Genomic DNA, 11,586 nt, shown 5'->3' with positions numbered 1-11,586 from the left:
CCATTCATGAGTGTTGAGTTCCTGATCACGGCGTTCATCATTGTGGTCTCACCCGGAACGGGTGCCGTGTACACCGTGGCCACCGGCCTGACGCGTGGACTGCGGATGTCGGTGGTGGCGGCTTTCGGCTGCACCCTCGGCATCGTCCCGCACCTGGCGGCGGCGATCGCCGGCCTCGCCGCCATCCTGCACACCAGCGCCCTGGCCTTCGAGAGCTTCAAGTGGGCGGGCGTCGCCTATCTGCTCTATCTCGCCTGGCAGACCCTGCGGGAGAAGGGCGCGATGAAGATAGACACCGAGGGCGACGACGCGAAGAAGGACAGGTCGGCGGCCGGAGTCACCGGCACCGCGATTCTGATCAATTTCCTCAACCCGAAACTGTCCATGTTCTTCCTGGCGTTCCTGCCCCAGTTCGTCCCGGCCACCAGCACGGACACCTTCCCGCGGATGCTTCAGCTCTCGGCCGTGTTCATGGCGATGACGTTCGTCGTGTTCGTGATCTACGGTGCCTTCGCGTCGGCCGTACGGGACCACATCATCACCCGCCCGAAGGTGCTCGCCTGGATGCGGCGCACCTTCGCCGTCGCTTTCGTGGGCCTCGGCGTCCAACTGGCCCTCGCCAGCCGGTGATGGCCGGCACGGAGAACCACCCGGAGGGGCCTGTGGGGCAGCGTCACCTGTTCATCAAGCTCTGCGGGCTGAAGACCGCAGAACACGTGGACGCGGCGGTCGAGGCCGGGGCCGACGCCATCGGCTTCATGTTCGCCGACAGCCCCCGCCGGGTCGATCCCGCCACCGCTGCCCGGCTCGTCCGACGTGTCCCGTCCTCCGTGATGACCGTGGGCGTGTTCCGCGACCAGCCGGTGGCGGACGTGCGTGCGCTGGCCGACCTCACCGGTGTGCGGGCCGTCCAGCTCCACGGGCGCGAAGGGCGGGGTTGCTTCAGCGCACTACGGCAGGAAGGACGCACCCTCATCCGGGGCACCTCCTACCGGGAGCCGCTGCCCACCTGCGGTCAGATGGGCGAGGACATCCTGCTCCTCGACGCGCCCACACCCGGCGCCGGTATCCCCTGGGACTGGACGGGCACGTCCTTCCGGGCACCCGGCGCCGCCTGGCTGCTGGCCGGTGGCCTCACACCGGCCAATGTGGCGGACGCCGTCCACGCCACCCGTCCCTGGGGCGTCGATGTCTCCAGCGGCATCGAGAGCATCCGGGGGACCAAGGACCCTGCCCTGATCACGGCATTCGTCACAGCCGCCCGCGCCGCCGCCGGGGGAACTCTGCACTGAGTGCCGATGCCCTCGGCGACCAGCTCGAAGCGCGGCGCGCCTGAGCATCGAGGACAGCCCCGAAGGGCCGCGCGGGAGGAGGCAGTGAGGCGAATGTGTGGGGCGCGCGGGTGAATCGGGGCGGGGCGATGTCATGGCGCCTGTCCTGCGGAGAGGCTGGGGGTATGCGATATGGATCTGTGGAGCCCGGCGGCCGGTGTCACGGCCGGGGACGAGCTGTCGGTGTCCTGTGTGCTGTCGCCGCGTCGCTGACGCTGGTGAGTGGCTGCGGGCAGGAGGACGAAACACGTGCGTCGGCCCCGTCGGCCCCGGCGGCTCCGAAGACGCAGGATGCCACCGGCTCCCCGGCGGGGGCGGCGAAGTAGCCGACGGCGACCGGCCGGATGCTGACCGACGACCAGGCCGAGCGCAAGGACATGATCCCGGCGGTGAAGGTCGGCTGGGACAAGGGCGCGCGGGCGGCGATGGAGAAGGTCTCCGGCGGCAAGCTGGTCGAGATTCAGCTCACGCGCTCTGGCGGCGGTCCGGAGTGGGACGCCGAGGTGGCGGCTGCGGATGGCACGGCGCATGACGTGCGGGTGGATGCCGTCACCGGGAAGGTGACCCGGTCCCGGGCCAAGTCCGGCCAGGACGCCGACGACAAGGCGGAAGTCGCCGGCCGGCTCCGTAAGGCCAGGATCTCCCCGCAGCAGGCGGCCGCAGCCGGCACCGACCGGAAGAAGGGCACCGTCACCGCCGTGGAGCTCGAAGGCTCCGACCGCGGTGCCACCATCTGGTCGGTCGATGTGGTCACCACCGACGACTGGCACAAGACCACGTTCGACGTCGACGCCGCCAACGGGCGAGTCCTGCGCGAGGACGTGGACCGCGACTGAGGGCGGCCAGGCGCACGCGTGGGGCGCGCAATCGTCGTCCGCGCCACGAAGTGCATCACCAAGTCGGCCAATTCCCTAGGTAGAAATGGCTGGTTCGGGCATCCTCCCCACTCAGGGAAGTGACGTCGGAGGGGGCGGGACGCGAGTGACTGACCAGTCTGCGGAGAGGGGCCGACGGTGTTGTGCGGCGGACGCCGCCGATCCGACACCGTGTGAGGGGCCGCTCGCAGCAGTGACGGTCGTCACCGGCGACGGACAGGAGATCACCGGCTGCGTCCAGCACAGTGCCCGGCAGCTGGCCTCGCGGAAGGGCGCGCGGCTGCATCCGCTGGCGGCCCTGTTGCCCTGGGCGGTGGACATCTACTGCCGCGCGGCCGAGCTCGTACCGTTCCCCTGGGAGATAGGGATGTAGGGGTGGGAGACAAGGATGGCGGGGGTGCAGGAGAGGTGAGGGACGCAAGGCAGTTGGGGATGCAGGGGAGCCACAGGGCTGCCGGCCCCGTCGATGCGCGGTGCCTCAGCGGCCGAGGCGGCCGCGGAGCATCCCGAACAGGGCGTCCAGCTCCGGTAGCCGCATAAGGCGGGCCAGGGCGAGGAAGACGCCGAGCAGCACGACGGCGCCGACGACTAGCGCCGCGAGCGACGCCCAGGCGTTGCTGCCCAGAGCCGTGGTCAGGGCGAAGGCGGCACCGCCGCCGACGAGCGCGGCCGGAGCCGCGGCGCCGGTCAGCCGGGCGTAGGTGCGCAGCACACGCGAACCGTCCAGATCGCCGCCCAGTCGCTTCCGCAGCCGGCGCCAGGCCACCACGACGCCCGCGGCGAAGGCCAGACCGTAGGAGGCGGCCATACCGGCCACGGCCCAGCGCGGCGGCAGCAGCGTGAAGCACAGCCAGGAGGCGCCGGCGTTCACCAGGGCGACGATGACGGTGTTGTAGAAGGGCGTGCGCGTGTCGTCATACGCGTAGAAGCCGCGCAGGACGACGTACTGCACCGAGTAGGGGATGAGGCCGAGGCCGAACGCCATGAGGACGTGGCCGATGCCCCGGGCGCCGGCGGCATCGGTGCCGGCGTAGAGCAGGGTGGCCATCGGCACGCCCAGGGCCAGGAACGCGAAGGCGCAGGGCACGATGGCGACGGCCGAGGTCCGCAGCCCGTGGGAGATGTCGTCGCGGACGGCCGCCGCGTCGCCGCTCTGGGCGGCATGGGCGATCCTCGGGAGCACGGCGGTCATCACCGACACGGTGATGATGGCCTGTGGCATCTGCCACAGCTGGAAGGCGTAGTTGTAGGCGGTGATGCCGGAGCCGGTGTATCCGGCGCGGTCGGCGAGGGTGCCCGCCTTCGTGGCGAGCGCGATGACGACGCTCTGGCCGAGCTGGTTGGCGAGCACGAAGAGGAGCGTCCACTTCGCCAGGCCCATGGCCCTGCCCAGGCCGTGTCCCCGGAAGTCGAAGCGCGGGCGGAGCGTGAAGCCGGCGTCGCGCAGGTACGGCAGCATGGCCAGCGCCTGCACGGTGAGCCCGAGCAGGGTGCCCAGGCCGAGGAGCCGTACTCCCTCGGGGGTGATGGTCGAGGAGCCGACGCCCGAGTCGCTGAAGCCGCCGAAGGCCCAGATGAAACTGCCGAAGGCGGCGATGATCACGATGTTGTTGAGGACCGGGGTCCACATCATCGCGCCGAAGCGGCCACGGGCGTTGAGGATCTGCCCGAGCACCACATGGACGCCCATGAAGAACATGGTGGGCAGGCAGTAGCGGGCGAAGGCCACGGTGACCGCCATCCGCTGCGGGTCGGCGGCGATGTCCGGTCCCAGCAGGCGGATCAGCAGCGGAGCCGCCGCCACACAGATCACCGTGACGCCCGCGAGGACCACCACGACCAGCGTGAACAGCCGGTTGGCGTACGCCTCGCCACCGTCCTCGTCCTTCTTCATGGCCCGTACGAGCTGTGGGACGAACACCGCGTTCAACGCGCCGCCGCCCACCAGCACGTAGATCATCGTGGGCAGGGTGTTGGCGACCTGGTAGGAGTCGTTGAGCGTGCTGAGACCGATCGCGGCGGCCATCACCAGGGTTTTCAGAAACCCGGTGATACGCGACACGATCGTGCCCGCCGCCATCAGGGCGCTGGACCTCAGCAGACCCGACGCGCCACCCCGGCGCTTCGGTTCGGGGGCCGCGAGCGGCGACGGGCTGACGGGGGTCCCGGCCGGTCCTGACGGTCCGGCCGGTCCGGCCGGAGTGCGATCCGGTCCTCCGGGTCCGGCCGGAGCGCGGAGCGGGAGGGTGTCATCCGTCCTTCGCACCTGAAACTCACACTCTTTCATCGAGGTTTCGCGCCAAAGCGCGCCAAAGCGCGTCAGAGCTCTCATCAAGGCCCTGACGGACGGGCCCGGCCGCCGGTTCTCCCATGGCGACGAGATCTTCGCCACAAGATCATCCATTTGTGCCGACGCCTTCACTGCACGTAATCGAAAGGTCCGAATGGCGGGCGTTCACGTCATACGCGCACCGGGTCCCCTCAGACTCTTGAGGCTCACCGAACGTCTCGATCACTTAAGCAGGCGCGATCATGAGTCGGACAATCACCCGGTCAACCGAGGACTCCCCGCAAGCTGTGCAGCAAGCCGTACAGCAAAACGGCGAGTCCGCGTTGTCGCATGGCCTCAAGCAGCGCCATCTGTCGATGATCGCGCTCGGCGGGGTCATCGGCGCGGGGCTCTTCGTAGGCTCCGGCGTCGGCATCGCCGCGGCCGGTCCGGCCATCGTCCTGCTCTTCGTGGGTACCGGCGCGCTGGTCATGCTGATCATGCGGATGCTCGGCGAGATGTCCGCGGCCCGGCCCTCCACCGGCTCGTTCTCGGTGCACGCCGAGGAGGAACTCGGCATCTGGGCGGGGGCCACCTCGGGCTGGATGTACTGGCTGATGCTGTGCGCGGGCGTGGCCGCCGAGGCCACCGCGGCGGGGAAGATCATGCACGCCTGGGTGCCGTTCATCCCCGATTACGGCTGGGTGGCGATCTTCATGGTGCTCTTCTGCGCCAGCAACCTGACCGCGGTCAAGAACTTCGGCGAGTTCGAGTTCTGGTTCTCCGCGATCAAGGTCACCACGATCGTCGCCTTCCTGGTGCTGGGCGTGCTCGGCATCCTCGGGGTGTTCGGCAGCCCGCCCGGTACGAGCAACCTCACCGATCACGGCGGCTTCTTCCCGACCGGCGCCGCCGGACTCGCCTCCGGCCTGCTGATCACCATCTCCGGATTCGCGGGGCTGGAGACCGTCACCATCGCGGCGGCGGAGTCCGACAACCCGAGCCGGAACGTGGCCCGAGCCGTCCGCACCGCCGTCTGGCGCATCGCCATCTTCTACATCGGTTCCATGGCCGTGGTCGTCACGCTGGTGCCGTGGAACAACCCGAAGGTCGCCACGGCCGGCCCGTACATCACCGTGCTCGACCGGCTCGGTATCCCGGCAGCCGGCACGATCATGCAGATCGTGGTGCTGGTGGCACTGCTCTCCGCCATGAACGCCAACATCTACGGCTCGTCGAGGATGGCGTACTCCCTGGTCAACCGGGGCCAGGGGCCGCGCTTCCTGAGCAAGGTCAGCCGGGGCGTGCCGGTGCCGGCGGTGCTGGCGTCCTGCGTGTTCGGCTTTGTGGCCGTGATCCTCGGGATGATCTGGCCGACCACCGTGTTCGCCTGGCTGCTGAACATCGCCGGCTGCTCGGTGCTCGTCGTGTGGTCGATCGTCTGCCTCACCCAGCTGAAGATGCGCCGCCGTCTGGAGCGCGAGGCACCCGAGCTGCTCTCGGTGCGGATGTGGGGCTTCCCCTATCTGACCTGGCTGGCGCTCGCCGGCATCCTCGGCGTCTTCTGCGTCATGGCCGCCGGCACGGACGGCCGTCATCAGCTCCTCGGCACGGCCGTCGTGGTCGCGGCCCTGGCGGGCGCGGGCCATCTCAAGCAGCGCCGCGACCGGCGGGCCGCCGTCGCCGCCTCCTGAGGCCGTCCTGGGGCCGTCCGTCTCCTGAGCCGTTCCCCTTCTGAGGCCCTTCTGAGGCCCTCCTGAGGCCGTCCGCCGCTCGGCGACGGACGGCCTCAGGCTCATTCGGCCCGCCGGTACCTCCTGGCGGGCCGAATGAGTTTCTCTCGGAGAGCGTGCGGAGGTCGTGCGGAGGGCGTCGCTACTTCTGGTTCCGACCGGCACGCACTCCGGCAAGCAGCCATGCGACGGCCGGGCCCATTCCGGGGTCGGCGGGGTCGACAAGATCGGCAGGATTGGCAGGGTCGGCAAGCTGACCGTTGATCACCGCGATCAGCTGCCAGTACCGCTCGTAACCCGATTCCTGGCCGATCTCCAGGCGCTCCAGAAGCCACGTACGAAACTCCGACCCGTCCTCGCGTCCGACGAGCCGCGCGCATGCGCCGACGATCCGGTCGACGATCTCTCGGGCCGCTTCGGAGCCGGGCTCGACTCCGGCGTCGCGTGCCGTGGCGGTCCGCTCCCGGATCAGCTCGGCCAGCCGCCGCGCGGCGTCGTCGTCGAACGGCCCGGCGTCCGCACGGGCCTGCACCTGGTCGGCGGCGGCGCGGCGCATACGGGCGCGGAAGCCGTCGTCCTGCACCAGTTCCGCCAGCTCGACCCAGGCGCTGAGCTGCTCCGGCGTCGGGTCGTCGGGCAGCTCGGGCATCGCGGTGCGCATCATGGTGAGGAACTCGGCGTCGAGTTCGAGGCCGCCGAAGGTGTGGTCGATGAAGTCGTGGACCAGGCGGCGGCGCTCCTGATCGGAGAGTCTGGCGAGTCTGTGCATGAGTTCCATCTCCTCTGGTGTCGACCCGTGTCCGGCCACGGCTCGCAGGACCGCCTGGCGCAGTCGCAAGGTACGGATCTGTACCTCCAGGGCCTCGACGTGCGCTGCCGCGACCTCGGCGACGGTGACCTCGCGCCCCAGCACCTGCTGGATCGTCGCGATGTCGATACCGAGGCCGCGCAGCGTACGGACGAGACCGAGACGGGCCTGCGCCTCAGGGCCGTAGAGCCGGTATCCGGCGGGTGTGCGGTCGGTCGGCGGCACCACTCCGGCATCTGACCAGAACCGGATGGTCTTGACGGTCAGACCGGTCAGCCGGGCCAGTTCGCCGATGCTCAGGAGTGCGTCGTCGTCCATGTCGCCACCTTGGGGTCTCCACTCACGGGAGAGTCAAAAGAGCCCCGCACGTCTAGATGACGGGCGGCCGCCCCAGCCGCGTCATCCGCCACACCGTCCGCCACCGCATCGGCCGTCGCCGCCCGCAGGGAGTCCGCACCCCTTCGGCGAAGCCGGCAGCCCAGGCGCGCAGGCCCGCCGCCGAGCGGCTGCGGACGACCGTGAGCCCGGTCCATACGCCCAGATAGAGCGGCACCAGCACCGCCGGGAGGTGCCGCTTCGCCAGCCACACCCGGTTCCTGGCCACCATCCGGTGGTAGACGGCGTGCCGGGTGGGCGATGTGTACGGGTGCTGGAGGACGACCTCGGGCGCGTACCGGATGCGCCAGCCGTCGTCCAGGGCCCGCCAGGCCAGGTCGGTCTCCTCGTGCGCGTAGAAGAAGGCGTCCGGCCAGCCGCCGATGCGCTCCAGCATCGGTACGGACAGCGCGTGCCCGCCCCCGAGGAACGTCGTCACCAGACCGCCGCGCTGCGGATCGCCGACCCGTAGGCGCGGTACGTGCCGGCGCTGGGTGCGACCGAGCTCATCGGAGATCCGGAAGCTCACGATCCCCAACTTCGGGTCCTGTGCGTACAGTTCCGCGAGTCGGCTGAAGACATCCGGACTGATCAGCAGCCCGTCGTCATCCAGATCGACCACCACATCGACGTCGCCGAGTTTCCGCAGCTCCTCCAGAGCGACGTTCCGGCCACCGGAGACACCCAAGTTCTCACTCAGCTCGACCCCGATCGCGCCGTGCGGCAGCGGTGGCAGCGGCGAGCCGTTCCCGACGACCACGATATGCACCGGCTGAAGATCCTGCTTGGCGACCGAATCCAGCAGCGCCTGCACTTCGGCGGGGCGATTTCCCATGGTCAAGATGGCGACGCCTACGCGCAGATGAGGCACAGGTGAACACTCCGTTCTTGGCAGTCCGCGTCCCGATGCTAGTGCCGGCGGGGGCGGCCGCCCTCCACCGTGCGGGCCGCGGGTGCATCCGTAGGGTGGCTCCGCGGAGCGCGGTTCCATGGAGGACGACTGACTGTGAGGACGGAGGGCGGGGGCGGAGGACGAGGGCGGAGGGCGGCTCCGCTGAATATGACTCCATGGAATACGGCTCCGGGGATCAGGAGCGGGGAATAGGAATGCCCTCACGGGGCAGGGGAGCCGGGTGGTCCGTTACGCGGAAGCAGACACGGTGCGGAATACCGCAGCTGTTGCCTCTGTTTTCGCATCCGGGGATCACAGGAAAAGCGATCCAGTACATCGCACACCGCACACCGCACACCGCCGACATCATCGGCATCACCGACCTACAGGGACACGTATATGGCCACGGTGGAACTCACCAAGGACAACTTCGACGAGATCGTCTCCGGCAAGGATTTCGTCCTGATCGACTTCTGGGCCGAATGGTGCGGTCCCTGCAAGCAGTTCGGCCCGATCTTCGAGCGCGCTTCCGAGAAGCATGACGACCTGATCTTCGCCAAGGTCGACACGGAGAACCAGCCTGAGCTGGCGCAGGCCTTCCAGATCCAGTCCATCCCGACGGTCATGATCGTCCGGGACAACATCGCGGTGTTCGCCCAGCCCGGTGCCCTGCCGGCGGACGCCCTGGAGGACGTCATCGGCCAGGCCCGCGGGCTGGACATGGACGAGGTCCGCGCCTCGGTCACCGCGGCCCAGCAGGAAGAGCAGGGCGAACAGGCCCAGACCGGAGGCCCAGTAGCCGGACCGGGCCAGTAGGGACACACCGGCGCCGGCCTTTGCCGCCGCCCTACGGTGCCATCGGATCGAGGTGCAATGGCTGCACCTTGCCCTCGATCATGGCGCCGAGTCCCATGACGGCGCAGGTGTCGGGGCGGTCCGCGGTGTGCACCGGCATGGTGGTGGCCTGATGGATCATCTGCTCCAGACCGGGGATCAGCGCACTGCCGCCCGCGAGCATGATGCCGCGCTCCGCCAGATCGGCCACCAGATCGGGCGGGCAGCGGCGCAGTACCGCCCCGATGCCGTCGAGGATCGCGGTCAGCGGAGTGGTGATGGCGTCCAGCACCCGCTCGGTGTCGACATGCACCGAGCGCGCCAGTCCGCTGACCACGTCCCGGCCGTGCACCTCGGTGGAGCCCGGCGTACGCCCGTCGCCTCCGGAGAGAACCAGATGCAGCGGGCGTACGGACTGGCCCGCCAGCATCAGCTCGTGGTGCAGCCGCAGGTGCTGGACGACGGCGTGGTCGACCACGTTGCCGCCCACCGGCACGGTCTCCGCGGCCACGATCGAACCGAGCGACAACACCGCCACCTGCGTCGTCCCCGAGCCGCACACCACGATCATGGACGCCTCCGGCTGCTCCACCGGAAGCCCGGAGCCGACCGCGGCGGCCACCAGGGTGTCGACCAGCTCGACCCGGCGCGCACCGAGCCCGGTGAGCGTCTCCACGGCCGCCCGCTGGGCCAGCGGCTCACTGCCGTACGGGAGGCACACCGCGGCCCGCGTCGTCGGCCGGCGACGCCACGACTTGCGCAGCCTGTCGCCGACCAGGGTGCGCAGCAGCCGCTGGGCCATGTCGATGTCGACGACGGTGCCGCTGGAGACCGGGCGCACCACCCGGATGTAGTCCGGGGTACGGCCGTCCATCAGCTCGGCCTGGGCGCCGACGGCCAGCAGTGCCCCGGTGCGGGTGTTGACGGCGGCGACGGTCGGTTCGTCGACCACCAGCCCCTGGTTCTTCACATACACCCGGGTCCGGGCCGCGCCGAGGTCGACGGCGGCCGAGCAGCGCCGCAGTTGGGCGAGGCTGATGGTCATGGGCGATTCCTCCCCGATGGGCCGGTACGGACGGAGCGCTCGCGCGGCCCGTTCGCACGGCCGCTCGTTGCGCCATCCTCTGAGCGGGCACGGCGGTCCGCCTGCCGAGAGGGTCCGGCTGGGGGATGCGGAGAGGGAGGGCGAGGCGAACGGGTGAGTGAGCGATCGGCGCTCAGGACCGGAACGGGGACGACGAGAACGAGCGCGGTAACGGCCTCCATCGGGGGGACTGGAACCGCCCTCCACCGGGGGAGCGGGAACTGCCCTCCACCGGGTGAGCGGGCACGGCCGTCCACCGGGGAGCGGAACCGCCCTCAATCGACCCGGCGCTGGTACAGCCCCCAGGTGAATTCCGTGACGATGTCCTGCGGGCTGCCGTCGGGACCGGGCGCCGTGCAGGCCAGGCGCCAGCGGGTCGGGGCGCTGCCCTCCATCGGGCGGGCCGGTGCGAAGGCGCGGGCGACCTCGTCGACGGTGCAGGACCAGGGGGTCAGGTCCGCGGTCGTCCGCAGCTCGGGGCCGTGCGCGCCGGGCGCCCGGACGAGCCAGGCGTTCCAGACGGTTCCCCGGGCAGCGGTGAGCACCTCGAACCGCAGATCGGGCCAGAGGGGCACCGGCCAGGTCAAGGCCTCACATCTCAGGTCGCCGATCCGGCGGGCGGTGACGGCCTCGGGGGCGCCCAGCAGCGCGCGGTACGGCTGGACACCGCCCGCCCCCGGGGCGCGTATACGGGCCTGCCAGCGACGGTTGGCCTCCCGCATCTCGGCGCGGGAGACACCGAGTTCGCGCAGCGCGTCCTCGACCGCACCGGGGTGGTGGTCGGCCATTCGGCGCAGCAGTACGAGCTGGAAAGCGACCGGTCCCGGTGGGCCGGCAGCCGGTCCTGAGCGGTCGGCAGGGGCGCCGGGCCCGGTGGGGTGACCGGCGGACGGGTCATGGTCAGTGGTGGGATCCATGAGGGACATGGTCGTGTACGGCGGACGCTTCGGGAGGGCACGCTTCAGGAGGTCGCGTTTCGGGAGGGCACGTGTCGGGAGTCTCCCTCGGCCGCGGCCATCCCCGCGTACATCGGGTACGAACCGGAGCGGCCCCGGGCCCGGCCTCGGGCCCGGACGCGGCCCCGGGCCCAAGCCCAGGCCCAGGTCCGGATCGGCTTACTCGGGCGTGACGCCCAGCATGCGTTGCAGCAGTTGCTTGAGCAGGGTGCGCTCGGCGTTCGTCAGCTCGCCGAGGGGTTCGCGGGCGAAGTGCAGGGACGTGCGCAGCGCCTCGGCCGTACGTGCGCCCTCGGCCGTCGGGGCGGCAAGCTTGACGCGGCGGTCGGCCGGATCGGGCCGGCGCTCGACCAGTCCACGGGATTCCAGGCGGTCCACGATGCCGGTGATGTTCGACGGCTCGCACTTCAGGCGCTCGGCGATCTTGCG

General features: G+C 70.3%; 12 protein-coding genes. 6 read left to right on the top strand and 6 right to left on the bottom strand.

What is annotated here, in order from left to right:
* The first annotated feature begins 6 nt into the window (after nt 1–6).
* From AZE13_RS25165 to AZE13_RS25150, 4 genes are all read left to right on the top strand, one after another.
* Complete coding sequence (locus AZE13_RS25165) at nt 7–630, top strand: LysE family translocator (protein ID WP_066936439.1); 624 nt, start codon at nt 7–9, stop codon at nt 628–630.
* Between the two features lie 32 nt (nt 631–662).
* Nucleotides 663–1,292: a phosphoribosylanthranilate isomerase gene (locus AZE13_RS25160; RefSeq protein WP_066936437.1), complete on the top strand. Its 630-nt coding sequence runs from the start codon at nt 663–665 to the stop codon at nt 1,290–1,292.
* Between the two features lie 383 nt (nt 1,293–1,675).
* Nucleotides 1,676–2,167 carry a PepSY domain-containing protein gene (locus AZE13_RS25155; protein ID WP_107288432.1) on the top strand — a complete coding sequence of 164 codons (492 nt, stop codon included), beginning with the start codon at nt 1,676–1,678 and terminating at the stop codon, nt 2,165–2,167.
* A gap of 232 nt (nt 2,168–2,399) precedes the next feature.
* The gene (locus tag AZE13_RS25150) at nt 2,400–2,579 is read left to right on the top strand and encodes a hypothetical protein (RefSeq protein ID WP_258527980.1); all 180 of its coding nucleotides are present in this window, start codon (nt 2,400–2,402) and stop codon (nt 2,577–2,579) included.
* Nucleotides 2,580–2,684: 105 nt separating this feature from the next.
* Here the strand turns inward: AZE13_RS25150 and murJ are convergent, their stop codons facing one another.
* Nucleotides 2,685–4,493, bottom strand: a complete 1,809-nt coding sequence (gene murJ / locus AZE13_RS25145) for a murein biosynthesis integral membrane protein MurJ (protein ID WP_107288431.1) — start codon at nt 4,491–4,493, stop codon at nt 2,685–2,687.
* 245 nt (nt 4,494–4,738) lie between these two features.
* Between murJ and AZE13_RS25140 the strand changes: the two genes are divergently transcribed.
* On the top strand, nt 4,739–6,169 hold the full coding sequence (locus AZE13_RS25140; RefSeq protein WP_066936428.1) for an amino acid permease: 1,431 nt from the start codon (nt 4,739–4,741) through the stop codon (nt 6,167–6,169).
* 181 nt (nt 6,170–6,350) lie between these two features.
* On the opposite strand, the gene AZE13_RS25135 is transcribed toward AZE13_RS25140, so the two are convergent.
* Complete coding sequence (locus AZE13_RS25135) at nt 6,351–7,334, bottom strand: MerR family transcriptional regulator (protein ID WP_066936425.1); 984 nt, start codon at nt 7,332–7,334, stop codon at nt 6,351–6,353.
* A 52-nt stretch (nt 7,335–7,386) separates the two neighbouring features.
* The gene (locus tag AZE13_RS25130) at nt 7,387–8,262 is read right to left on the bottom strand and encodes a glycosyltransferase family 2 protein (RefSeq protein ID WP_066936422.1); all 876 of its coding nucleotides are present in this window, start codon (nt 8,260–8,262) and stop codon (nt 7,387–7,389) included.
* Between the two features lie 420 nt (nt 8,263–8,682).
* On the opposite strand from AZE13_RS25130, the gene trxA reads away from it, so the two are divergent.
* On the top strand, nt 8,683–9,099 hold the full coding sequence (trxA, locus tag AZE13_RS25125) for a thioredoxin (RefSeq protein ID WP_066936419.1): 417 nt from the start codon (nt 8,683–8,685) through the stop codon (nt 9,097–9,099).
* A gap of 31 nt (nt 9,100–9,130) precedes the next feature.
* Here trxA and AZE13_RS25120 read toward each other — a convergent pair whose 3' ends face one another.
* The 3 genes from AZE13_RS25120 to AZE13_RS25110 all read right to left on the bottom strand — a co-directional run.
* A complete protein-coding gene (locus AZE13_RS25120; protein ID WP_066936415.1) occupies nt 9,131–10,162 on the bottom strand; it encodes a rod shape-determining protein in 1,032 nt (343 codons plus the stop codon).
* 314 nt (nt 10,163–10,476) lie between these two features.
* Nucleotides 10,477–11,118, bottom strand: a complete 642-nt coding sequence (locus tag AZE13_RS25115; protein ID WP_066936413.1) for a hypothetical protein — start codon at nt 11,116–11,118, stop codon at nt 10,477–10,479.
* A 198-nt stretch (nt 11,119–11,316) separates the two neighbouring features.
* A partial coding sequence (locus tag AZE13_RS25110) for a MarR family winged helix-turn-helix transcriptional regulator (protein WP_147264722.1) occupies nt 11,317–11,586 on the bottom strand: 270 nt, incomplete at its 5' end.

It is taken from the genome of Streptomyces sp. NBRC 110611, from assembly GCF_001590865.1.
GTDB lineage: Bacteria > Actinomycetota > Actinomycetes > Streptomycetales > Streptomycetaceae > Streptomyces.
The sequence above is the reverse complement of the archived record's forward strand: the minus strand, read 5'-3'. Positions and strand labels throughout refer to the sequence as shown.